The organism is Dermacoccus sp. Tok2021 (assembly GCF_019895135.1).
Lineage (GTDB): Bacteria > Actinomycetota > Actinomycetes > Actinomycetales > Dermatophilaceae > Dermacoccus > Dermacoccus abyssi.
The window spans coordinates 46,483-68,578 of the sequence record NZ_JAGTHU010000003.1 but is presented as its reverse complement, the minus strand read 5'-3'; the positions used below and the strand labels follow the sequence as shown (position 1 = coordinate 68,578).

The following is a 22,096-nucleotide window of genomic DNA, read 5'->3' as shown; positions in this document are numbered from 1 at the left end:
AACCCCCACGAGGGGCGCGGGGGACGGGTCGTGCTTACTGGTACTGCTCGGAGGCGTACTCGGCCACCTTGCTCAGGCGGTGTTCGCCCTCGATGGCTCGTACGGTACCGCTCTTGCTGCGCATGACGAGGGAGCTGGTCGTGCAGCCGTCCTCGCGGTAGCGCACGCCGCGCAGCAGTTCGCCGTCGGTGACGCCGGTGGCGACGAAGAAGCAGTTGTCGCCGCGCACGAGGTCGTGCGTCGTGAGGACGCGGTTGATGTCGTGGCCGGCGTCGAGAGCGCGCTGCTTCTCCTCGTCGTCCTTCGGGGCGAGACGGCCCTGGATGACGCCGCCGATGCACTTGATCGCGCAGGCGGCGATGATGCCCTCGGGGGTGCCGCCGGTGCCCAGGAGCAGGTCGACGCCGGTGTTCGGGCGGGCGGCCATGATGGCGCCGGCGACGTCACCGTCGGAGATGAACTTGATGCGGGCGCCGGCGTCACGGATCTCCTGGGCAAGGCCCTCGTGGCGCGGGCGGTCGAGCAGGACGACGGTGACGCCGTTGTTCGAGGTGCCCTTGGCCTTCGCGATGCGCCGGATGTTCTCGGCGACAGGCAGGCGGATGTCGACGACGTCCGCAGCCTCGGGGCCGGTGGCCAGCTTGTCCATGTAGAACACGGCGCTCGGGTCGTACATCGAGCCACGCTCGCTCACGGCGAGCACGGAAACGGCGTTCGGCATGCCCTTGGCAGTGAGCGTGGTGCCGTCGATCGGGTCGACGGCGACGTCGACGTCCGGGCCCGTACCGTCCCCGACGCGCTCGCCGTTGAACAGCATCGGCGCCTCGTCCTTCTCGCCCTCACCGATGACGACGGTGCCGTTCATGCTCACCGTCGAGATGAGCGTGCGCATGGCCTCGACGGCGGCACCGTCGGCTGCGTTCTTGTCGCCGCGGCCCACCCACGGGCCGGCGGCCATCGCGGCGGCCTCCGTGACGCGCACGAGTTCGAGCGCGAGGTTGCGGTCGGGGATCTGATAGGTCGGCAGGGACGTGGTCACGTCGATGTCTCCTCGGGGTTGGAATGACGGCGTCGAACGGCTCGGCATCGCACCGCCGTGAGCGCTCGGACGGACCCGGTTCGCTCCGACGGGGCATTGTCGGAGACCATAGGGGCGTGAGCACGCCCCCCGAAACCGCCACGAACGACAACCCGACACCCCAGCCGCCGAAGCGGCGTGGGATGCAGGGCAATGCCAAGAGCATGGTCCTGTCCATGATCGCCTGTATCGCGGGGTGTTTGGTGCTTTTGGCCCTGATTCCTCGTCAGGGTGCGACGAAACTCGCCACGGTCGACGCGGCAGGCGTGGCCGGGCAGGTCTCGCAGTCGAAGAAGTGGGACGTCGCTGTTGCCGACGGCCTCGGTTCGCCCTGGCGTCCCGTTCACGCGGCGATGATCCCCGGCGACAAGGAGAACCCGGAGCGTTGGCGCGCCGGATACCAGGGTGCGGGCGAGGACTACCTCTCGATCCAGCAGCGCAAGGACGGTGGCGCGGCGTGGTTCGCGAAGGTCGCCAAGGGCACGAACTCCGGTGAGCTCAAGGCTGGAGGTGCCACGTGGCGCAAGGTCGAGATGGACGGCGACCAGAAGGCGCTCGTGCGCACGACGCCGCTGGCGGGCCTCGACACCGTCGTCACCGGCAAGGGCACGTGGAATCAGCTCGAGCAGGTCGCGAAGTCGGCCAAGCCCATCAGCGCCGTCACGAAGTGACGCTGCGGCTCGGCCGTCGTCGGTCGAGCTGAATCTCGGAACTCCGACGCCCGGCCGGTCAGCTCACTTCTGCTCGGCGTCACCCTCACCGTCGCGGCCCTCGCGCCGCGCCACGGCGTCCTCGATGCGTGACTGTGCACCGTCGAGCCACGTCGAGCAGTGATCGGCGAGAGCCTCGCCGCGTTCCCACAGGCGCATGCTCTCCTCGAGTGGGGTGCGGCCACTCTCCAGCGTGGACACGATGGACGCGAGTTCGTCGCGCGCCTGCTCGTAGCCCATCTGGGCGATGTCGCTGGTGTCGACGGCCGTGAGTGTCGAGGCGTTGGTGCCGGTCGCTTCGCCTGCGTTCTGTGTGTCGTCGCTCATGCGTCGTCTCCTCGTGTCTTTCGGGCGGCGTTCGTCTTCTTCTTCGGCGTGGGCGCCTTCGAGTCTCGCGTCGGGGGTGCCGACACCGGGGTGGCGGCGAAGTTGCCGTCGGCCACCGTCACCTTGAGCAGGTCGTCGGCGCTGACGCTCTCACGCGAGGTGACGAGGGTGCCGTCGACCTGCTGGACGACGGCGTACCCACGATCGAGCGTGCGTTGCGGTGAGAGCGCGACGACCTGCGCACGGGCGTGAGCGACTTGGTCGTGGGCGCGCGAGAGGCGTTGGCGCAGGGCGTAGGCGCTGCGGTTCGTCATGCGGTCGAGGTCGTCACGTCGGTCGGCGACGAGCGAACTCGGGTCGGCCAACGCCGGCCGGGAAACGAGGGCGTTGAGGTGGCGCCGTTCGGCGGCGAAGCGCCCGCGCAGCCCCTGGCTGAGGCGCACCCGCGCCTCACGCAGCGACGAGCTCTCGAGGGCCAGGTCCGGCACGATGCTCTTGCCCGCGTCCGTGGGCGTCGACGCGCGCAGGTCGGCCACGTGGTCGAGCAAGGGCGTGTCGACGTCGTGGCCGATGGCACTGACGATCGGCGTGCGGGCTGCGGCGACGACGCGCACGAGTGCTTCGTTGCTGAACGGCAGGAGGTCTTCGAAGGAGCCGCCGCCGCGCGCGACGACGATCACGTCGACGTCGTCGATCTCGTCGAGTTCGCGGATGGCACCGCCGACCTGCTGCACCGTGTCGGGGCCCTGGACGGCGACCTGCCGAATCTCGAAGCATGCTGCGGGCCATCGTCTGCGAGCGTTCTCGACGACGTCGTTCTCTGCGGCACCCGCTCGGCCGGTGACCAGACCGATGCGGCGGGGGAGGAACGGAAGGGCCTTCTTGCGGTCGCGGTCGAAGATGCCTTCGGCCGCGAGCGTTCGCTTGAGTTGCTCGAGACGGAGCAGCAGTTCGCCCTCGCCGACGGGACGCATGACGCGACCCTCGAGCATGAGTTGGCCACGTTTCGGCCAGAACGTCGGTTTCGCGTGGACGACGACTCGCGCCCCCTCGCGCACGAGCGGCCCCATCGCGTTGAGCGTGTTCGTCGGGACGGTGAGCGACAGGGACATGTCGACGTCGGCATCACGCAGGGTGAGGTAGGCGGTGCGGGCGCGCACGTTGAGCTGGACGATCTGGCCCTCGACCCACAGCGGCGACATGCGATCGACGTACTCGGCGATCTTCATGCTCAGCACGCGCACGGGCCACGGCGATTCGGCGCTCGTGTCACCCGCCAGCTGAGGAAGGTGTGGGGGAACGTTCGTCACCCCGCCCACTGTAGGCGTCAAGGCGGCACACAGCGCGGGTCGTTACCATGGGGTTGTGGAAACTCAGACGAAGCGTGTCCTGCTGGCCGCCCCGCGCGGGTACTGCGCGGGCGTCGACCGTGCCGTGATCACCGTCGAGAAGGCTCTCGACCTCTACGGCCCGCCGGTGTACGTGCGTAAGGAGATCGTCCACAACAAGCACGTCGTGACGACGCTCGAACGTCGCGGCGCGATCTTCGTCGACGAGACCGACGAGGTGCCCGAGGGCGCCACCGTCGTCTTCTCGGCGCACGGTGTGGCCCCCGTCGTTCACGACGAGGCCAAGGCGCTGTCACTCAAGACGATCGATGCCACGTGCCCGCTCGTGACGAAGGTGCACCGCGAGGCCATCCGGTTTGCGGATGCCGATTACGACATCCTCCTCATCGGGCACGAGGGGCACGAAGAGGTCATCGGTACTTCCGGCGAGGCGCCCGAGCACATCACCCTCGTCGACGGCCCCGACGACGTGAAGAACGTCGAGGTTCGCGACCCGGAGCGCGTGGTGTGGCTGTCGCAGACCACGCTTTCCGTGGACGAGACGATGGAGACGGTGCGCCGTCTGCGCGAGAAGTTCCCGAAACTGCAGGATCCGCCGAGCGACGACATCTGCTACGCCACGCAGAACCGTCAGCTCGCGGTCAAGGAGATGGCGGCGGACACCGACCTCATGATCGTCGTCGGCTCGCGTAACTCGTCGAACTCGGTGCGTCTCGTCGAGGTGGCGCTCGAGCACGGTGCCAAGGACGGTCACCTCGTCGACTACGCCGCCGAGATCGACCCGGCGTGGCTTGACGGCGTCGGCACGGTCGGCGTCACCTCCGGAGCCTCGGTTCCCGAGATCCTCGTGCGCGAGGTTCTCGAGTTCCTCGCCGAGCGCGGTTACGAGGACGTCAAGCCGATCATCTCGGCCGAGGAATCGCTGACGTTCGCGCTGCCGATGGAACTGCGTCGCGACCTCAAGGCGCGCGGTCTTCCGGACGGTGCCAAGGTCGTCGGTCAGGGTTTCGTCGCAGACCTTCACTGACCTCACGGCGTAAGGCGATTTGTGGCTCACCCCCGCGGGTGAGCGTTGTCAAATCGTGACCGGAATGCCCCGGAATTTCAGGGGGCATTAAGAGTCCTTTCTTATGGTCGGACCACGCGGTGGGCGGGGAACTCCACCGTGGTGAGTCGATTTTTGAAGTGAGGACGCCGGTGCCACGGCCCACAGACGCGCGCGCTGCTTATTACCCGGGGTTGGACGGCCTGCGTGCCATTGCCGTCGCCCTCGTCATCGCCTACCACGTGGGTGTGCCACACATGAGTGGTGGCCTGCTGGGCGTGGGTGTGTTCTTCACCCTCAGCGGGTACCTCATCACGTCGCTGCTCATCAGTTCGTGGCAGCGCAAGGGCAGCCTGGGGCTGAAGAAGTTCTGGATCCGTCGTGCCCGCCGACTTCTGCCGGCCGTCGTGCTCCTGCTCGTCGTCGTCATGATCGCGGTTGCGTTACTCACGCCCGACAAACTCGGTGAGCGAACGAGCGAGGCGCTCGCGGCTCTCTTCTATGTGGCGAACTGGCGCACGATCCTCGAGGGCGACACCTACTTCAACCGCTTCGAGGGGCCTTCGCCGCTGGAGCACCTGTGGTCGCTGTCGGTGGAAGAGCAGTTCTACGTCCTGTGGCCGCTGCTCCTGCTCGGTCTCCTCACGGTGTTCAAGGGGCGTTTCAAGCAGGTCGCCGGTGTGACGTTCGCGCTCGGGCTCGTCTCGATGATCCTGCTCGCCGTCGTCGCGCCGACGGGCAACGCCGACGCCACACGGGCCTACGAGGGCACGGACACCCGTGCCGGCGGGCTCCTGTGGGGTGCTGCCCTGGCCTTCCTGTGGCACCCGAGCGTCGCCGAGCGTTTCGCGAGTGCTGCTCATCGCGCGGGCGTGGCCCTCATCGGCGCCCTAGGTCTCGTCGGCATCGGCCTGCTCGCGGCGTTCACGACGGAGACGTCCCCCTTCATCTACCGCGGTGGCATCGCGCTGCTCACGATCGCGACGTGCATGGTGCTCTTCGCCGCGGCACACCCGAACAACGTCATCGCGAAGGTGCTGTCGGTGCAGCCGTTGCGCTCGCTCGGTGAGCGTACGTACGGCATCTACCTGTGGCACATGCCGGTTGCGGCGTTTCTGCCCGAGCGTTCGTTCTACGGCAACACCCTCCTGCGAGGCACGATCGTCGTCGTGTTGACGCTTGTCATCGCGTCGCTGTCCTGGGTCGTGGTCGAGGACCCGATCCGTCGTTACGGGCTCGTCGGGGCGTGGAAGCGCGGCACAGCGCCGATGCGTGCAGGTGCGAGCCGACGTGTGCTGCCGCCGTTCATCGTCGGTGGTGGGGCTCTGACGGCGCTCTCCGTCGGCGCAATGGCGGCGGTCGGCAACCTGCCGCAGATGTCGGTCAAGGAGATCGCGGCGAAGCAGAATGCGGACTCGGAGAAGAAGGCCGCTGCGGCTCCTGCCGTTGCCTACCCACAGCCGGGGAAGCCGCTCAAGACGTCGTGCGAGAAGGTTGTGCACATCGGTGACTCGTCGTCGCTCGGGCTCGAGGACGGCGCCTCGACCAACATCACCGATCCGGCCAAACGCATCCGCGCGCGCTACCAGGGCGTTGGGGTGACGACGGTGCTCGAGGACATCAAGGGCGGCCGCAACATCATCGAGCACTTCGGTAGCGACACGAACGGCAAGGAGGCCGTGGCCCAGCACGTGCGCGAAGGCTTCGACGGCTGCTGGGTCATCGCGCTCGGCATGAACGATGCCGCGACGATGGCGAAGGGCGAGTCGCCGTTCACGGCCGACATGCGCGTCGATGCGCTGCTCAAGCAGATACCGAAGAACGCCAAGGTGCTGTGGGTGACGTCGGTGACGCAGGCCTGGGTGAACAACCCGCTGTACGCCAACAAGAACATGGCGGCGTTCAACGAGAAGGTCGTGGCGGCCACGAAGCGCTACCCGAACCTGCGCGTCTACGACTGGGCGTCGGAAGCCCTGCCGCACCCCGAGTGGTTCCTCCAGGATGATGCGAACCACAACAACGGCACGGGGTCGTCAGCCAAGGCGCGGGGCATTTCTCGGGCGCTCGCGGTGGCGTACCCGAAGGGTGGCGACCCGCTCGACGTGTCGACGGTGTACGCCGACAAGCCGAAGGCGGCCGCAGCCAAGTAGTCGGCTGTTCTCGTCTCGTCGTTCGCGGCCCGGCTTCAGGCTCGGCGGCGTTCGTCGTCCTCGGGGTCGTCGTAGATCGCCTCGAGGAGCGATTCGTGGGTGAGCGGACGCGGCACCGAGGTGAGGGGGGTGACCTCGGGCGCCGGTGCGGTGGCGAGGTCGAGCTCGTGCATGCGGCGCGACGTCACGAGGACGCGAGATTCGAGGGAACCGACGAAGAGGTTGTAGGCCTCGACGCTGCGGCGCAGTGAGCCGCCGAGGTCGTGGGTGTGCTTGGCGAGGGTGCCGATGCGCTCGTGGAGTTCGCGACCGAGCGTGAGGAGTTCGCGGGCGTTGTCTTCGACGGTGGCGTGCTGCCACAGCACCGCGACGCTGCGCATCGTGGCGAGCAGGGTGCTCGGGGAGGCGAGGACGACGCGCCGCTCCATGGCGCTCTCGAGCAGGCCAGGTGAGGCGTTGAGCGCAGCGGCGAGCATGGCATCGCCGGGCACGAACGCGATGACGAAGTCGGGGGAGGTGGCCACGGCGCTCCAGTAGCGCTTCGACGCGAGAGTGTCGACATGCGCCGCCAGGGCCTTGCCGTGGCGTTTGAGGGCTGCGGCGCGCAGGGCGTCGTCGGTGTCCGTGGCCTGCGCCTCGAGGAACGCGCTCATGGGTGCCTTGGCGTCGATGACGAGCTGGCGGTTGGCGGGCAGGTGGACGACGACGTCCGGGCGCACGGGGCGGCCTTCGTCGTTGTGTCCGCGCCACTGCTCGTCGAAGTCGCAACGGTTGAGCATGCCGGCGAGTTCGAGGATGCGGCGCAACTGCGCCTCGCCCCACTGCCCGCGCACGTTCGAGGCGTTGAGCGAGCCGGCGAGCGACGACGTCTCGCGCCGCAACAGCTCCGTGCTGGCTCGCACGTCCTTGAGCGCGACGTCGACGTGGCTGTACTGCTCCACGCGGTCACGTTCGAGCGTTGCCACCTGGTGTTCGACACGGGCCAGGGTGTCGCGCAGCGGCAGCAGCGCGGCGGCCGTCTGGGCGTCGTCGCTCACGGTGGCTTCGAGGTCGACGACGCGTTCGCGCAGCACGTCACGCTCGGCACTGACGGCGGCGAGGTCGTCGCGTGCGCGCCCCGCGGTGACCAGCGCGGTGAGGCGCCAGGCGACGATGGCGCCGAGCGTCAGCCCGAGGGCGAACAGGGAGACGGCGAGAAGCGGGGACATGCCCTCACGATGGCATGGGCCACCGACAACCGCGGAACGACGGGGATTTCGGTGGCCCCGCGCGTCAGCGGTGTGCGCGGTTGAAGTGCCGTTGCGTCAGGGTGAATCGGCTCTCCTCGCCGAGCTGGCGCCACACGAGGCGCTCGACCACGAGCGTCACGACGCCGGCAATGAGCATGCCTGCGATGTTGAGGCCGAGTTGTGCCAGCGAGCCGCGGATCTCCTGCCAGTCCCAGATCGCGAGGCCGAGCGCCACATTGCCGGCGGCGGGCACCGTCGTCACGCTGATGAAGACGCCGACCATGGCACTCGACTTGTCGATGGCCATGGCGAGCACCCCGGCCGCGCCCGCGAGAAGAGCGACGATGAACGACCACTTGTCCGGCCGCCAGATGAAGTTCGTCTGCGGTCGCTCGCGCGTCACCATGTCGGCGTCGAAGAGCCCGACGTGGAGGCCGACCCACGCGAGCGCCGTGATGACGGCGATGGCGGCGCAGAAGGTCCAGACGAGAAGCGCGAACGAGCGGCCGGCGAGGTGCCACTCGCGCATCGCGAGGCCGACGCAGGTGGCTGCGACCGCGGCGAACTCGGGGCCCACGACCATCGCTCCGACGACGAGCACCGACGAGTCGGTGAGAACTGCGATCGAGGCGAGAGCCGTGGCGATGACGAGGAACGCCAGGTAGTTGACGGTGATGTGGCTTGCGCCCTTCGCCCGCTCGACGAGGAGGCGCCAGATGACGGCGTCGTCGGGGTCGCCGTGGGCCGCACGCTCCACCGATGAGGCGCGCTGGAACGGGGTGGCGAGGGGCTCGCTGAGGACGATGCCGCCGGAGTCGCCGAGACCCATGTCGGTGAGGTCGTCGATGACGAAACTGACGGCCTCGCGGGCGACGTCGGCCTCGATGAGGTCGCCTTCGGGCTTGAGTACCGCACCGGGGGAGACAGTGACGTTGGTGACGGCCTCGTCGTCGACGAGGCGGGTGCGAACCTGCGACGACAGTGCGCTCGGCACGGTGAGGCGCAGGTGCATCAGCATGCGCTCACGATACGGCGGCCGCAGGGTACGCCCGGCGAATAGGTCGACCGATGGTCGGTCGGTAGAATCGTCGATCGTGGCACTCACCATCGGAATCGTCGGTCTCCCCAACGTCGGCAAGTCGACGATGTTCAACGCACTGACGAAGAACAACGTCCTCGCAGCCAACTACCCGTTCGCAACGATCGAGCCGAATGTCGGCGTCGTTCCGTTGCCGGACCCGCGCCTCAAGGTGCTCGCGGGCATCTTCGGCTCGCAGGCGATCCTGCCGGCGACCGTGTCGTTCGTCGACATCGCGGGCATCGTCAAGGGTGCCTCGGAGGGAGAGGGCCTCGGCAACAAGTTCCTCGCGAACATCCGTGAGGCCGACGCGATCTGCCAGGTCGTGCGTGCGTTCGTCGACGACGACGTGCACCACGTCGATGGCAAGGTCTCTCCGAGCTCCGACCTCGAGACGATCAACACCGAGCTGGTGCTCGCCGACCTGCAGACCCTCGAGAAGGCCGTGCCGCGTCTGGAGAAGGAGGTCAAGGGCAAGAAGACCGAGAAGTCGGTCTACGAGGCTGCCCTGGCCGCGCAGAAGGTGCTCGAGGAGGGCAAGACGCTCAGCTCGGTCGGTTTCGACACGAGCGAGATCCGCGAGCTCGGGCTGCTGACGGCGAAGCCGTTCATCTACGTGTTCAACGTGGACGAGTCGCAGCTGACGGACGAGGCGTTCCAAGCCGAGATGCAGAAGCTGGTGGCTCCGGCGGACGCGATCTTCCTCAACGCGCAGCTCGAGTCCGAGGTGGCCGAGCTGGACGAGGACGAGGCGAAGGAGCTGCTCGAGTCGGTCGGCATCACCGAGCCGGGCCTGGAGCAGTTGGCGCACAAGGGCTTCAACACGCTCGGGCTGCAGACGTACCTGACGGCCGGGCCGAAGGAGACGCGCGCCTGGACGATTCACAAGGGTTGGACGGCCCCGCAGGCCGCGGGCGTCATCCACACCGACTTCCAGAAGGGCTTCATCAAGGCCGAGATCATCAGCTTCGACGACCTCGTCGAGTGCGGATCCGTTGCCGAAGCCCGCGCCAGGGGTAAGGCCCGCATGGAGGGCAAGGACTACGTCATGGCCGACGGGGACGTGGTCGAGTTCCGCTTCAACGTCTAAAAAAGCGCGTCTGACCAGGGGTTTTTCCTTCGCAGTTTCCGATCTGGCTCGGCGGACGAGTTCCGATCGACCATCAGTTGCTAAGCATTTGCCCCGCTGACCGGGGACTTTGGTCGGCCTCTGCGGGGCTCTCGCAGGGGCCGGCTGCCTTCCTTCGGGTGTGCGCGCGGAGCAGGCAGGCGGCCTCGAAGGGCCTGTTCTGGGGGCAAGTTCTAATTGTTCGGCGGGCGATTGCTCGGCACGAGCGCTGACTCATAAATCGCCCTGACTCAAAAGTTGGTTGCCCGGGAGGTCGAATCTCTTCGGCAGGCGGGCCATCCTTCAGGACGCAAACGCCGGAGGCCGCAGATGGACGTGGGGCCACGAGTGGTTGCGGGCGAATGACTGAGAGGCTCTCGACGGCGAGAGCAAGCCGTGACCGGGCCTGGATGCCATAGTAGTCAGGTCGCACCGGCTTCAGTGACTCCTCGGGATACGCCGCATGGAGCAGCTTGGGAAGTCTGTCATAGGTCATCGATAGCCTCGAGGTATGAAGACCATGGAGCAGGAGCGGGTGGAGCGCTTTGAGCGCACGTTCTATGAGAGAGACATCGACTCGACCTACCTCGAGTTATACCGCCGGGAGCAGGTCCTGCCCCGCGCCTTCGCCTACATCCACGCTGGCCTCGACGCCGAGTTCAAGCACATGAACTACAAGGCCCGTGGCGGCAGCAGCGGACACTTCAATGCTGACAACTCGAGGAACTTGCTAGGTCTCATCGACCTTTTGACAGAAGCCCGCACGTTACTCAACAAGGCCGGTCACTCGCTTACCATGACTCCCGAGTACCAGCGGGTCATCGAGAACGCGCCGGCATGGCTCGTTGATAGTGGAGGGAGCCCCATCCCAGAAGGCTTCACTCCCGTCGAGGTCGAAAGCTACGCGCCAGTCTTCAGCCTCGGTGACCAAGCCGTATCAGTGTCCGATTCCCACATCGTGAAGCTGACGCCCATCGGCGAGGGTGCATTCGCTTTGGTCCATCGGTTCACTGATCCGAACTACGGCATGACCTTGGCAAGGAAGAAGCTCAAACCCGGTGCTGATGATCGGGAGAAGGAGCGCTTCCGCCGCGAGTTCGAGCTGATGAAGGAGCTTCAGTTCCCGTACGTCCTTGAGGTCTACAACTTCAAGGAGTCGGACTGGACGTACACCATGGAACACTGCGACACCTCGCTGGAGGACTACATCGCAAAACGCAACAACCAGCCAGGCTTCGGCCCGACCACCCGCAAGCGAATCGCGCTGCAGTTCCTCTACGGCCTCAACTTCATCCACTCCAAGGGGCACTTCCACCGGGATCTGAGCACCAGGAACGTCCTGCTCCGCACCTTCGGCGGTTCAGCCGTGCTGGTTAAGCTGTCCGACTTCGGCCTGGCCAAGCTCAAAGGGTCCGAGTTCACGACGACGGAGACCGAACTCAAGGGTACGAAGATCGATCCAGCTCTCGGCTCGTTCAAGGACTTCGGTGCTGTCCATGACATCTTCGCGGCTGGCTTCGTACTGCTGTACATCTTCACTGGGCGGAAAAACATCGGGCGGAACGATGCAACTCCGATCGAGCAGATCATCCACAAATGCGTCGATTCTCAGCCTGGCCGGCGCTACCAGTCGGTGATGGAGCTGATCGCTGACGTTGAGGCACTGGACACGACCGTGACTGGTGAAGCCCCGGCGTAGATTCCACCCTTCATACCGGCAACCGACGGCGATACGAGCTTCTTTGTATGCGGAGTGACTGTCAGGACGATTCGACGACTCTCCAGCGAAAGTCGACGAAGGGCGGAACGTATTGACTGCCGCTGGTGTCCTCTTGCTGTACCCGGAGGATTTCGACGACGGCCAGTCGCCCGTGCGCATTCATGAGAACGACGCTGTGGCCAACCTGTGGAGCGACAGACCGTCCGGGTGTGAGGTGCTGCGCGAGATCGGCGTCGTCGACGTCGATGCCTCGGATCAGGCCGACGGACTTGATTGGGTCCTTGTACACGTACACCGAGTCGTACGAGCGTCCGCTGATATGGAGCGCGAACTCAGAGGCTCCACAGCCCCAATGGAACCTGTTACCGGGCGCGTCTTCGTACATGAAGTGCGTCTCGCCGACGAGATTTGGACTTCTCCATTGGGCTGGGGAACTGCGCAGTTCCTGCCGCTCGAGCCGTGTGGCTCGCTCACGTAGAGTCGCGATAGGCGTAGCGCTGTCGCGGTTGGCCGGCAGCCCTGCGACCCAGCGCCACAGATCCTCGATCTGCCCTGCCCCGGGGAACTCCTGCTGGCTGCCGGGGGAGTGATTGAAGTCGAAGCCCTTGGGCATCCGTTCGCCGAGCCATGCTGGCAGGGCGCACGAGGCGTTGTCGACGAAGAGGGTGGAGAGCCAGGCAGGGGCGCGGTCCTCGTAGACCTCGGCTATCCAGCGGCTCTCTTTGCCCACACCCGACTCGGGCTTGGTGTCGGCTCGTTCGACGTAGTTGTGGTCCACGACTAGCAGAACGTGCTCGCAGTCCGTGACTCGGCGCATGAATCCGTTCAGGTCGTCGCCGTAGTCGACGTCGGCATCGATCAGGACGTCGAACCCGAGTGCCGTGAGCTGCGCAGCGAGCAGGCGCACCCACTCGCGGTGCCCCTCCGACGTCCAGGCGTACGAGATGAACAGGTCTGCGCCCATAGATATCCTCATTCCGGTCGGCTGAGTGCTGCTCTCACGTGAGCAGCTGTCATCAGGAGACTACGGTCGGCGAGGGACAAACTGGGGCCATGGCCAGATTCGGCACCGTGTTGGCGGCACCGGCAGCGACCGGTTGGCGTGGAGCAGGGCCTCGACTACCTCATTCACTAGGGCAGGTCTCGTTCCGCCAGAGCGCGAGTGATCTCGTCCCACTGGGAGCTCGCCACCAGTTGGTTGTGCCGGCGTAAAGCGGTCTGCCATGACCCGAACTCTGCTGGGAGCTCGCGCCACGGGATACCAGTGCGGGTCTTGTAAAGAGCCGCGTCGACGATCTTGCGTACGTCAGTGCGTGGCCGCCCGCGGAGAGGGCCCTCTTCTGTGTGAACGATGTGCTTGATCCAGCTCCATTGCTCATCTGTGAGTCGTTGATAGTCAGACTGGAGGCCCTCGGTGACGCTGCTGTCGTCGCCATCCGTCGCCTGGTCCCAGGTTCACGGTTCCTCGCGACGCGGACGACGTCGTCCCGGAACTCCTGGGGATAGGAAGCAGGCATGGTACACATCCATCCCTGCAACGCTCTCCAGCGCCACAGATCATGTGACACCTACACGTGCGTCTGTCCCTATGGCTATGGTGATCGCTTCTATGTCGTACCAAAAACGAAAGTAGTAGCTCGTTGGGGGATCCCTCAGCGGGCATTCATTCGGGCAGGGCTTACGTACGCCAGGAACTTGAGCCCCACCACCCACCGCGCCTTCAGCTCGTCGTTGACGAATTCTTCGCCTTCCGGTGCGCGTACCATGCTGACCCGACACTCGTGCAGGGCGATAACCATCCCCGATTCCTCCATGCCGAGGATCGCAAGCGACCGCGCGAGCGGGAGATTTCTTCCTCGACTGACCTCAGTGCAGTCTTCAGTAAACGGTTCGCGTTCGCCAGGAGGGAATCCTGCAGTGCGATGACGTGAGAGGTAGAGAGGACATCGGGGAGGTGCTACTTGCGTGTCATCCGTACAGTCTGACGCAGCCCAGCGACACCGTTCGGCGGCGCGTGAACGCCACGAGCGGAGACGTTATTTGGCTACGGAACGCGGTGGAATTTCGTTTCGCCATCTAACCCCTCCACGGACCTTATTGGGCCGGACCCAGTGATTTCATCCCGGTACTGGGGCGCATCTCCAGGTCTTACCCGATGTCTATCTCAGGCTGACTGATTCAAGCTTCCTGACGTATCGGGAGCTCGCGCGAACGTGACGGTTCGGCGGCACACTCCTGTGTCGCAGGTGCGAGCGAGAGGACCAGAAGCGAGGCGCAGATGCCCGCGAGACCAGCCCATCCGATGGCGGGGAGGCGCTCACCGACGAGGACCACGGCCAGGAGGGCGGCGATCGAGGGTTCAGCGAGCGTGAGCGTTGTCTCGGCGCTTGGAGTGACGCGCGTGAGGCCATACCCGAAGAGCAGATAGCCCAGGAGCATCGGGACCAGTGCCATGTAGATCCCGACCATCATCGGTTGGGCGGAAGCGGTGCGCCGGTCAGCAGGAGTACAGGCATGAGGGCAATGCCGTCCAGGTCGACGACAGCGCCCATCGCGGCGGCGCGCCCGACGCCGGGATTCGTGAGGCGGTGAGGCGCCGCCGAGAGTCCCTGTCGCTGGGCTTGAAAGGGCGGTCCCGGTGGAAGGAGCGGGTCGTTGGATGGGTAGCCGCAAAAGCTCGAATTGCGCTGGGCCAACAAGGACGTGGCGCTTATCCCCACGACCGCCAACCGGTACGCGTACTCGTGGGCCGAACCCAAGGACCCGGGCTACTGCGAGCCCCACATCCTCGTGTGCGAAGAGACGGTCACCCCTCCCCGGCGTCGAAACTGGACCTGCAGACTAACTTTGAGCCAGCCGACCAGGCTGCGTGACGATCCAATGTCACCCATCCGAGCAGCAGCCCCTGACTTCGGGGCGCATTCAACGATCAGAGGCCAGGAGCAGGCTGCACCGGTCGCTTCGGGCAGTGGACCAAGCCCACCTAGCATTGAAGTATGGGTACGTTCGAATCACCTGCTGGACGGTCGCGCCGGTCGGTCCTCGCTGGGCTGCTGACGGTCCCTTTCGCTGGGCTAGCGAACGGATGTGCACCCATCAGCAGGAACGACGACGAGACTTCGGATGCGCGGATCGCCCTGGTGTACCGCGGACCGGCGGGGTGCGCAGGATGCTCGGAAACTCTTGCTGAGCGACTGTCGCAATCACCGCTTGGTATGGACGTTGCGTTTATCGGCCCGCACGAAGAATTCCCTCTCGAATCAAGCGCCCTTTCTGGAGTCGCTCTTTACGCTCAGCCGGGCGGTGGAGACGATATTCGTGCCGCTGCCCAGAGTTTTCCTGCGGATTTCATCCGCGGGGTGAGTGACTTTGTGGCCACCGGCGGTAGCTACCTCGGCATCTGCATGGGTGCATATCTTGCAGGGAGCGAGGGCTTCGGCTTTTTCAGTGAATCCGTCGAGGGGGAGGTGGGCGTTCCCGACTTCCCTGTGAAAGATAGTGCGGATGATGTGGTGGCAGTCACGTGGGGCGACACGTTGCGATGGACCTACTTCCAAGAGGGCGCGCGGTTGCCTGTAGACGGCGCTGAGGCCTACGCCCATTACGAGACAGGCGACCTCGCCGCCGCGTGTTATCGGTTTGGCGATGGCAGTGTGGGCTTGATTGGCCCTCATCCGGAGGCGGACGCAACCTGGTTCGAGGACGCCGATCTCTCTGATCAAGACGGCGACGACTGGCGATATGCGCTCCCGCTCGTCAAACGGATTCTCAGTTGACCGTCGGGACGGCCAAGTGCGAGACAATTGGCCCAGGGGGGAGCAACAAAGCCCACTCTTGTCCTCTAAAGGCTCACTCCTCGCACCACGGAATAGGTCTCCGGCCGGCCAGCGACCGGCGACTCCTTGCGCTTCTCGAACCGAAAATTGCCGTGTTCCTGACAAGACTTTTAAGACTGAGCAACTACCAATGCTGTCATGCACTCCAGCTGCGAAACGCCGTCGAATTTAGGACGGGTCTCACGTCTGGAGGTAGGAAGTGATCAGGGACGCGCACGACGCGAACGAGACAACGAAGACGAACGACTTCGAGCTGACACGCCTCCGCGCGGCCCTGCCCGAGTACTTCGACAAGGACGGTGGCTTCAGGCTCGACCGCCTTCAGGACGCGCTCAGTTCGACCGATGTCTCGATGACCCGCGAGGCTACGACCTCAAGTCCCTCGGGAAGTCCTACGCCAAGTACCTGACCTCGACGCGGACCGAGACGGTATGGTGCCTGACCTTGAGCACAACGCCGACGCGACGAACGCTGAGTCGGAGAATCTGTACATCGTCGGGGACAATCTAGATGCGCTCAAGCATCTGCTGGGGTCCTACGCGGGCCAGGTCAAATGCATCTACATCGATCCGCCGTACAACACAGCACCGCGGCCACGGTTACGTAGACGAGATCCTCGAGTGCATCACCCGATTCCATATCGGGGATGGAGCTCGACGAATTACCGCGACCACAGATGCGGTCAATACCCCGATGGCGGCGGCGTTCGACCCGGGCCGGTTACAAGCTTGGTCGAGGTGCGCATCGACCTGGAGCCGTCCCAGATGTACTGACCGGCGACGACGGCACCCGCCAGCGGGCGAGGACTATTCTTCGCAGACCCCGCTGATCATCCGGTTCGGCGAAGAGTTCGCCGCGTGTCCTGTGAAATGTTCGATGCCTCTGACAGGCGATCAGCAGGCCAAGAACCTCGAGCTCGCGGTGGGCTAGCCCGTGCAGGTCCTCGCAGGGTGAGAGCACGACGACCAGGCTCAGGTGGCGGGGAGCGTCTTGAGGCATGCCCAGAGCCATGACGCGCAGGTAGCCGCCGGGTTCGGTTGGCGCGGGCAGCAGGAACGAGGTCCGCGGTCCGCCGAGCATCGCGCGGGGCCGCGGCCAGTACTGGCGAGCGGGGGCGGAAAGTGGGGTGGTCGGGCAGACCGAGCAGGGCCATAACGTCTCGTGACCGGCTGGAGCCTGACTCATTCCCCAGCATCCGCACCGACCTGCGCAACACCGGCGCGAATGTGGTGGACCATGGGGGTGGCTCGAGACGGGAACCTGGTCACCAGCCGCTCACCCGATGATCTCTTCCCTCTGTTTCGCCGTGGGAGTACTGTTCAGTCCACCGACGCCGGAAACTGCTCGTGAGCAGCCCGGTACGCCACATGGCGCAGGCGGGGCTGACTAGCAGCTCGACACCCGGCACCTCGGTAGCTCCAACCCTCCTGGAGGTAGGTAGCGCATGAGATGAGCTGCGTCCGGGCCGTCTTCCAAGTCGACCGATGACCCACGCAGTAAGCCAGCACCGGTCGCGGACGCGCTGGCACTTCGAGGATCTCAGCCCACGTCCCACCTCAGGACAACCAGAAGGAAGTGATCGCGGATGCGACGGATAACGCTGCCGAGCGGGGAGTCCATCCCTGTGCTGGGCCAGGGCACCTGGGGCTGGGGAGAGGACCCCGGCCGCCGCGGCGACGAGGTCTCAGCGCTGCACGCCGGCCTCGAGCTGGGCATGACGCTGGTCGACACCGCCGAGATGTACGGCGACGGCGGCGCGGAGGAGGTGGTCGGTGAAGCATTGGCGGGTCGCCGCGACGAAGCATTCGTGGTCAGCAAGGTCCTTCCGTCCAACGCCTCCCGTTCCGGCACGATCGCGGCCTGCGAACGCAGCTTGAAACGCCTGGGCACCGATCGGATCGACCTCTACCTGCTGCACTGGCAGGGCGGGTACCCGCTGCAGGACACGGTCGCGGCCTTCCAACAGCTCTTCGAGGACGGGAAAATCCGATACTGGGGCGTCAGCAACTTCGACCACCGGGCCCTCGCCGACCTGCGGGACGTGCCGGGCAGCAGCGGGCTGGCCACGGATCAGGTGCTGTACAACCTGTCGCGGCGAGGACCGGAGTACGACCTACTGCCGTGGTGCACCGACCACCAGCTGCCGGTCATGGCGTACTCGCCGATCGAGCAGGGCCGCATCCTTCACGACACGACGCTGAACGACGTCGCGGCCCGCCACGGCGTCAGCCCCGCGGCGGCGGCCATCGCCTGGGTGCTGCGTCGCGACTCGCTCTGCACGATCCCCAAGGCGAGCAGCCCGCAGCACGTGCGCGACAACGCCACAGCACTGGACGTGGAGCTGACCCGCGAAGACCTGGATGCTCTGGACCGTGCGTTTCCGCCCCCGAGCGGACCGCGACCATTAGAAATGCTGTGACCCTGCCCAAGGGCGCAGCCCGGTCGTTCCGGGCAGCGCTCCGGACAGCGCGGCAGCACCGTCGGTGAGGGTGGCAGTTGCCGGGCTTGAAAGGGGATGATTTCGCGGATGTCAGAGAACTCTGAGCCGGGCAGCGAGGCCGACGCGCGGGACAGCGGCAGCGGGTCGGTGGGCAACCTCGAGCTGTTCTTCGACCTGGTGTTCGTGTACGCCGTGGCGCAGCTGACCGAGCTGGTGCGGGACGACGTTTCGTGGCGGGGTTTCGGTCATGGTGTGCTCGGCCTACTGGCGGTGTGGTGGGCCTGGGTCTGCTACACCTGGCTCACCAACACCTTCACCACGAATCGGGTGGTATTTCGCTGCCTGGTCATCGCCGCCATGGCTGCGATGCTGCTGGCCGCAAGCGCACTCCCGACCGCGTTCAGCACCGGAGCCCTCGTCTTCGGGCTTGCCCTGCTCGCCATCCGCGTCATCCACCTGGTCTTGTTCGTCGTGGACGCCTCCCACGACGACGAACACCTCCGTGCAGGCCTCCTGCGGCTGGCCCCGAGCCTGCTCATCGCACCAGTCCTGATCGCCGTCGCCGCCGCCTTCCCAGCCCCCTACCGAGAGCTGCTCTGGATCGGTGCAGCCATCATCGACTTCGGCGGACCCCTGGTCGCCGGGGTCGAGGTTTTTCGGGTAGTGCCCTCCTACTTCGTCGAGCGCCACGGCCTCATCATCATCGTCGCGCTCGGTGAAGCCGTCGTCGGGCTGGGCACCGGGGCCAGCGAGCACCTGCAGCAACCGGTCGTGCTCGCCGCCGCCGTCCTCGGAGTCCTGATCGCCTCCTCGTTGTGGTGGACCTACTTCGGTCTGACCGCCGGTGCCGAGCAACGCCTCGAAGACGCCGACGGGCCCGAGCGCGCCCGACTGGCCCGCGACGCCTACAGCTACCTCCACCTTCCCCTGGTCGCCGGGGTCGCCTTCTTCGGCTTCGGCGCCAGCGTGGCGCTTGAGCACGTGTTCGACCCGTTACCGCTGCTGCCGGCCATCGCCCTCAGTGGCGGGGTGGGCCTGTTCTACGCCGCCGATGTCGCCTACCGATGGCGCGATCACCATCAGCTCGTGCCGGACCGTCTCCTCGCGGCGGCCGCATCCCTGCTCATCATCCCGCCAGCGCTGATCATGCCCGCATGGTCAGTGCTGGCGGCTCTCACCGCGGTCGGCGCCCTGCGCCTGACGTGGGAACTCGTGCGACGGCCGCGGATCGGTCCCGCAGCCGCCGGCCAAGTCGACTGAGGCCAGCACGCCTAGGGCGTGTCTGACAATGAATCCAGGGGTCGGCTGGCACCTTCGAAGACGTGTCCGCAGTTCCCTACTCGCGGAAGCTCAAGGGTGCCGCTTTGTCGGCAGGGGCCTGCGGGACGCAGCGGCGCGCTGAGGACGCCGAGGGACTGCGCGGGGCCCGGGGCGCGGTGGAAGGCTCATGGCGCCAGGCGACCGACCGCGCATCGGCGCTCCCGGACGGCGCAGTCGACGTCTCGGTCGAGGGAGAGTGGTGCCTCTCCCAGACCCTGCGCCACCTCGTCTTCGCGACCGGCGCCTGGCTGAGCCGGGGGATTCAGGGCGCCGAGGAGCCGTTCCTCCCGCTCGGCCAGCCCCGCGCGGGTGCGGAGGACGATGGTGTCGACCTCGCCTTCTTCGCGTCTACGCCCCGCCCTACGAGGAGGTGCCCGCGGTGCGGTCCGAGCGCCTGGCCCAGGTCCGCGAGTTCCTGGCGTCCGTGGACGACGCCGGCCTGGACGAGGAACGCCGCCACCCGTGGAGCCCCGAGTATCCGGAGACGGTGCGCTCGTGCTTCCACGTGATCCTCGAGGAGGAGTGGGAACACCTGCGCTACGCCCTGCGCGACCTGGACGCCCTCGACGACGTCGCGGCCCAGGGGCGCTGAACGACCACGGTCGTCGCCGCATCAGTCCCTGACTGCGGCAGTGGGAGTGCCGCCTGGATGCTTCTCGCTCACCCGCGCCAGGATTTTCCGGCCGGCCGGGCCACCACCGTCCTCCGCACCCCGCTCACGTCGGCGTCGAGGAGACGCGCGTGAGTCTCATGCTGGCCGCCCGCCGGCCCCGGTGCGGCACGGCGACGTATGAGGCGCTGTTCGATTTGGGCCGACGGGTTCCACGTCGAAGGGTCGCTCAGCGGCCCCTCCGCTTTCTCTTTGTCGCCGACGGTCGGCCGTCGCGGGAGCTCGCGCGGTTCGCGGACGTGCGGGTGGGTTTGCCGCGATCATTCTCGGCGGAACCGCGGGCCGGGGAGGCAGGCCCATTCTGGGTCGTTCGCGAGCTGTTGACCGTGCGGCCTCGGACCACGCCGATGAAGTCCTCGAGGCATGCGTTCTCATCGTCCATTCGCCAGGCGAGGGCGACTGGGGCGGGTTCAGCGTCGATGATCGGTCGGTAGGTCAGGTCGCGCCGGCTGGCACCGCGGGCAATGGACATCGGCACGACCAGCACAGCGCCGCCCAGCACGAGATCTGTTGCTGCGGCGTTAAGCTCGGTGACCACCTGCTCGTCTTCGAGGTCTGCGAGCCTCACGTCGTCCACAGCCGAGATGGGGTGCTCCTTGGACACCCACGCCACCATCTGCTCCTCGTAGAGCGGGATCGCGTGGAGACCCTCTCGGTCGATGGGCAGACGTACGAAGCACATGTCGAGGCTTCCGTCGCGCAGGCCGACGAGCTGTTCGGCGTCGGCCACATCGCTCACGGCGAGGGGAGCCTCGAAGCGCTCGCCCCACACCCGCTGCCACTTGGTGAGAGTGACGCCGCGCACCTTCCCGATCCGTAGTGCCGCGACCTCGGGGCTGTTCTCGCTCACGGGGGCAGGCTACCGCCGTCGCATGCTCAAGGAGTCGGTGTGCCATAGGCTCTTCGGGTGAGTCAGACCCTCAAGCCGTCCACGGCAGCCCAGAAGCTCGGCATTCTGCTGACCGCCGCGCCGGAAGACTTTCAGAACACCCCGATCACGCGCGCGCAACTCGACGCCCTGCGCGCGGACCCGCCGGCATGGCTGATCGACCTGCGCCGTAACGGTCCGTTCCCGCGTGAGGTCACGGCTGCGAAGCTGGGGATCTCCCACTCGGGGTTGCGGCGCAGCGGTGTCACCGAACCGTTGAACGCCGACCAGGTGGGTGAGCTCCTCACCGACCCGCCGGAATGGCTCGTCCACGAGCGTCAGGTTCACCGCAAGGTCATCGCCGAGAACGCCAGGCTGAAGGAACAGCAGAAGGGCTGAGCCCGAGACGGCGGGTGGTCCGGCAGCGGTCGTGATCGGGCCTGGCCGAAGCTGGCCCTCGCCCGGAACTCCGAGAGAACCTGCGCGTTGCGTACGGGCAACTCGACGGCGCCGAACGGGGAGCCCGATCGACGTGACGGCCGCGCTCGGTGACATGGTGACCTACAACGGCGGCCGGCCGTTGGCCTGCCTGGCCTGAGTCGTGTGCTCAACGTTCGCATACCTGGGGAGCGGTGACGCTCGACGTGAAGCGCCTGGGTTTGGTTCCCGACCTTCCAGAAGGCGAATCGGGTCATGCCCAAGCACTACACGCCGGAGTCTTGTGAGCATGCGGTCAGGATGAAGCGTTCGGGAGCTGTTGCCGCTTCCAGGCGGTGGGTCGAGGCTGCCGCGAGGAGTTCCTGCGCGAGTTTGACCGGTGAGATTGCTCGGTGCCGTACGCGATCAGTTACGTCTCCTCGGCGGCAAAGGCCATACGGACACTCGGCGGGCCAGCGATCCGCCGATTGTGCTCGGCAAGGCGCCGATACGGCCTTCGGATCCGCTGTTGAAAACGTGTCGGTGTTCCGCCGCGTCGGATCAACGAGATCGTGCACGGCAAGCGGGGTATCACCGTTGATACCGCCCTGCGGCTCGCGAAGTACTTCGGCACATCAGCCGAGTTCTGGGTCAACCTCCAGAGCCATTACGAACTGGATCGTGCGGAGGACCGCGGAAGCGAGCAGATCGCCGCGATCACCCCTCTGAACGTCGCCTAGCCTCGCGGCGC

At 66.2% G+C, this 22,096-nt stretch carries 19 protein-coding genes and 3 pseudogenes; 12 read left to right on the top strand and 10 right to left on the bottom strand.

Annotated features, from left to right (window positions below):
• Positions 1-34: 34 nt before the first annotated feature.
• Positions 35-1,039, bottom strand: a complete 1,005-nt coding sequence (gene glpX / locus K9D12_RS03160; RefSeq protein WP_182434603.1) for a class II fructose-bisphosphatase — start codon at positions 1,037-1,039, stop codon at positions 35-37.
• Positions 1,040-1,155: 116 nt separating this feature from the next.
• On the opposite strand from glpX, the gene K9D12_RS03155 reads away from it, so the two are divergent.
• Positions 1,156-1,749: a DUF4245 family protein gene (locus K9D12_RS03155; RefSeq protein ID WP_129664330.1), complete on the top strand. Its 594-nt coding sequence runs from the start codon at positions 1,156-1,158 to the stop codon at positions 1,747-1,749.
• 63 nt (positions 1,750-1,812) lie between these two features.
• Here the strand turns inward: K9D12_RS03155 and K9D12_RS03150 are convergent, their stop codons facing one another.
• Entirely contained in the window at positions 1,813-2,115 is a 303-nt protein-coding gene (locus tag K9D12_RS03150) for an exodeoxyribonuclease VII small subunit (RefSeq protein WP_047310351.1), read from the bottom strand.
• On the bottom strand, positions 2,112-3,425 hold the full coding sequence (xseA, locus tag K9D12_RS03145; RefSeq protein ID WP_370633446.1) for an exodeoxyribonuclease VII large subunit: 1,314 nt from the start codon (positions 3,423-3,425) through the stop codon (positions 2,112-2,114). The genes K9D12_RS03150 and xseA overlap by 4 nt, the downstream gene beginning before the upstream one ends.
• 55 nt (positions 3,426-3,480) lie before the next feature.
• On the opposite strand from xseA, the gene K9D12_RS03140 reads away from it, so the two are divergent.
• Together K9D12_RS03140 and K9D12_RS03135 are read left to right on the top strand one after the other, a co-directional pair.
• On the top strand, positions 3,481-4,491 hold the full coding sequence (locus K9D12_RS03140; protein ID WP_118912214.1) for a 4-hydroxy-3-methylbut-2-enyl diphosphate reductase: 1,011 nt from the start codon (positions 3,481-3,483) through the stop codon (positions 4,489-4,491).
• Positions 4,492-4,661: 170 nt separating this feature from the next.
• Positions 4,662-6,659: an acyltransferase family protein gene (locus tag K9D12_RS03135; RefSeq protein WP_223059476.1), complete on the top strand. Its 1,998-nt coding sequence runs from the start codon at positions 4,662-4,664 to the stop codon at positions 6,657-6,659.
• Between the two features lie 35 nt (positions 6,660-6,694).
• Here K9D12_RS03135 and K9D12_RS03130 read toward each other — a convergent pair whose 3' ends face one another.
• On the bottom strand, positions 6,695-7,867 hold the full coding sequence (locus K9D12_RS03130) for a DNA recombination protein RmuC (RefSeq protein ID WP_223059475.1): 1,173 nt from the start codon (positions 7,865-7,867) through the stop codon (positions 6,695-6,697).
• A 64-nt stretch (positions 7,868-7,931) separates the two neighbouring features.
• A complete protein-coding gene (locus tag K9D12_RS03125; protein ID WP_223059474.1) occupies positions 7,932-8,906 on the bottom strand; it encodes a DUF389 domain-containing protein in 975 nt (324 codons plus the stop codon).
• A 76-nt stretch (positions 8,907-8,982) separates the two neighbouring features.
• Between K9D12_RS03125 and ychF the strand changes: the two genes are divergently transcribed.
• On the top strand, positions 8,983-10,056 hold the full coding sequence (gene ychF, locus K9D12_RS03120; protein ID WP_223059473.1) for a redox-regulated ATPase YchF: 1,074 nt from the start codon (positions 8,983-8,985) through the stop codon (positions 10,054-10,056).
• A gap of 529 nt (positions 10,057-10,585) precedes the next feature.
• The gene (locus K9D12_RS03115; protein WP_129664346.1) at positions 10,586-11,773 is read left to right on the top strand and encodes a protein kinase; all 1,188 of its coding nucleotides are present in this window, start codon (positions 10,586-10,588) and stop codon (positions 11,771-11,773) included.
• Positions 11,774-11,834: 61 nt separating this feature from the next.
• Here the strand turns inward: K9D12_RS03115 and K9D12_RS03110 are convergent, their stop codons facing one another.
• The 4 genes and pseudogenes from K9D12_RS03110 to K9D12_RS03095 form a co-directional block, all read right to left on the bottom strand.
• Entirely contained in the window at positions 11,835-12,758 is a 924-nt protein-coding gene (locus tag K9D12_RS03110) for a toll/interleukin-1 receptor domain-containing protein (protein ID WP_223059472.1), read from the bottom strand.
• Between the two features lie 167 nt (positions 12,759-12,925).
• Positions 12,926-13,168 (bottom strand): annotated as a pseudogene (locus K9D12_RS03105) (transposase); the annotation flags it as partial.
• 278 nt (positions 13,169-13,446) lie between these two features.
• Positions 13,447-13,593: a hypothetical protein gene (locus K9D12_RS03100; protein ID WP_223059471.1), complete on the bottom strand. Its 147-nt coding sequence runs from the start codon at positions 13,591-13,593 to the stop codon at positions 13,447-13,449.
• A 379-nt stretch (positions 13,594-13,972) separates the two neighbouring features.
• Positions 13,973-14,248 carry an EamA family transporter gene (locus K9D12_RS03095; protein ID WP_240730144.1) on the bottom strand — a complete coding sequence of 92 codons (276 nt, stop codon included), beginning with the start codon at positions 14,246-14,248 and terminating at the stop codon, positions 13,973-13,975.
• Positions 14,249-14,790: 542 nt separating this feature from the next.
• Between K9D12_RS03095 and K9D12_RS03090 the strand changes: the two genes are divergently transcribed.
• From K9D12_RS03090 to K9D12_RS03075, 5 genes and pseudogenes are all read left to right on the top strand, one after another.
• The gene (locus K9D12_RS03090) at positions 14,791-15,570 is read left to right on the top strand and encodes a BPL-N domain-containing protein (protein ID WP_223059470.1); all 780 of its coding nucleotides are present in this window, start codon (positions 14,791-14,793) and stop codon (positions 15,568-15,570) included.
• Positions 15,571-15,829: 259 nt separating this feature from the next.
• Positions 15,830-16,214 (top strand): annotated as a pseudogene (locus K9D12_RS15215) (site-specific DNA-methyltransferase); the annotation flags it as partial.
• 1,001 nt (positions 16,215-17,215) lie between these two features.
• Complete coding sequence (locus tag K9D12_RS03085) at positions 17,216-18,049, top strand: aldo/keto reductase (protein ID WP_223059469.1); 834 nt, start codon at positions 17,216-17,218, stop codon at positions 18,047-18,049.
• A 96-nt stretch (positions 18,050-18,145) separates the two neighbouring features.
• Positions 18,146-19,330, top strand: coding sequence for a low temperature requirement protein A (locus tag K9D12_RS03080; protein ID WP_223059468.1), 1,185 nt, complete (start codon positions 18,146-18,148; stop codon positions 19,328-19,330).
• Positions 19,331-19,517: 187 nt separating this feature from the next.
• The gene (locus K9D12_RS03075; protein WP_225910880.1) at positions 19,518-19,982 is read left to right on the top strand and encodes a DinB family protein; all 465 of its coding nucleotides are present in this window, start codon (positions 19,518-19,520) and stop codon (positions 19,980-19,982) included.
• Positions 19,983-20,229: 247 nt separating this feature from the next.
• Here the strand turns inward: K9D12_RS03075 and K9D12_RS03070 are convergent, their stop codons facing one another.
• Positions 20,230-20,910, bottom strand: a complete 681-nt coding sequence (locus K9D12_RS03070) for a LysR substrate-binding domain-containing protein (protein ID WP_223059466.1) — start codon at positions 20,908-20,910, stop codon at positions 20,230-20,232.
• A gap of 57 nt (positions 20,911-20,967) precedes the next feature.
• Between K9D12_RS03070 and K9D12_RS03065 the strand changes: the two genes are divergently transcribed.
• Both K9D12_RS03065 and K9D12_RS03060 read left to right on the top strand, forming a co-directional pair.
• Positions 20,968-21,327 carry a DUF5997 family protein gene (locus K9D12_RS03065; RefSeq protein WP_223059465.1) on the top strand — a complete coding sequence of 120 codons (360 nt, stop codon included), beginning with the start codon at positions 20,968-20,970 and terminating at the stop codon, positions 21,325-21,327.
• A gap of 557 nt (positions 21,328-21,884) precedes the next feature.
• Positions 21,885-22,085, top strand: a pseudogene (locus tag K9D12_RS03060) (HigA family addiction module antitoxin); the annotation flags it as partial.
• Positions 22,086-22,096 lie beyond the last annotated feature (11 nt).

Coding starts and splice junctions, on each gene's coding strand:
- K9D12_RS03115 (WP_129664346.1), top strand. CDS start 10,586: ATGAAGACCATGGAGCAGGAGCGGGTGGAGCGCTTTGAGCGCACGTTC.
- K9D12_RS03100 (WP_223059471.1), bottom strand. CDS start 13,593: ATGGTTATCGCCCTGCACGAGTGTCGGGTCAGCATGGTACGCGCACCG.
- K9D12_RS03125 (WP_223059474.1), bottom strand. CDS start 8,906: ATGCTGATGCACCTGCGCCTCACCGTGCCGAGCGCACTGTCGTCGCAG.
- K9D12_RS03130 (WP_223059475.1), bottom strand. CDS start 7,867: ATGTCCCCGCTTCTCGCCGTCTCCCTGTTCGCCCTCGGGCTGACGCTC.
- K9D12_RS03075 (WP_225910880.1), top strand. CDS start 19,518: ATGGCGCCAGGCGACCGACCGCGCATCGGCGCTCCCGGACGGCGCAGT.
- K9D12_RS03080 (WP_223059468.1), top strand. CDS start 18,146: ATGATTTCGCGGATGTCAGAGAACTCTGAGCCGGGCAGCGAGGCCGAC.
- K9D12_RS03090 (WP_223059470.1), top strand. CDS start 14,791: ATGGGTACGTTCGAATCACCTGCTGGACGGTCGCGCCGGTCGGTCCTC.
- K9D12_RS03085 (WP_223059469.1), top strand. CDS start 17,216: ATGCGACGGATAACGCTGCCGAGCGGGGAGTCCATCCCTGTGCTGGGC.
- K9D12_RS03110 (WP_223059472.1), bottom strand. CDS start 12,758: ATGGGCGCAGACCTGTTCATCTCGTACGCCTGGACGTCGGAGGGGCAC.
- K9D12_RS03150 (WP_047310351.1), bottom strand. CDS start 2,115: ATGAGCGACGACACACAGAACGCAGGCGAAGCGACCGGCACCAACGCC.
- K9D12_RS03095 (WP_240730144.1), bottom strand. CDS start 14,248: ATGGCACTGGTCCCGATGCTCCTGGGCTATCTGCTCTTCGGGTATGGC.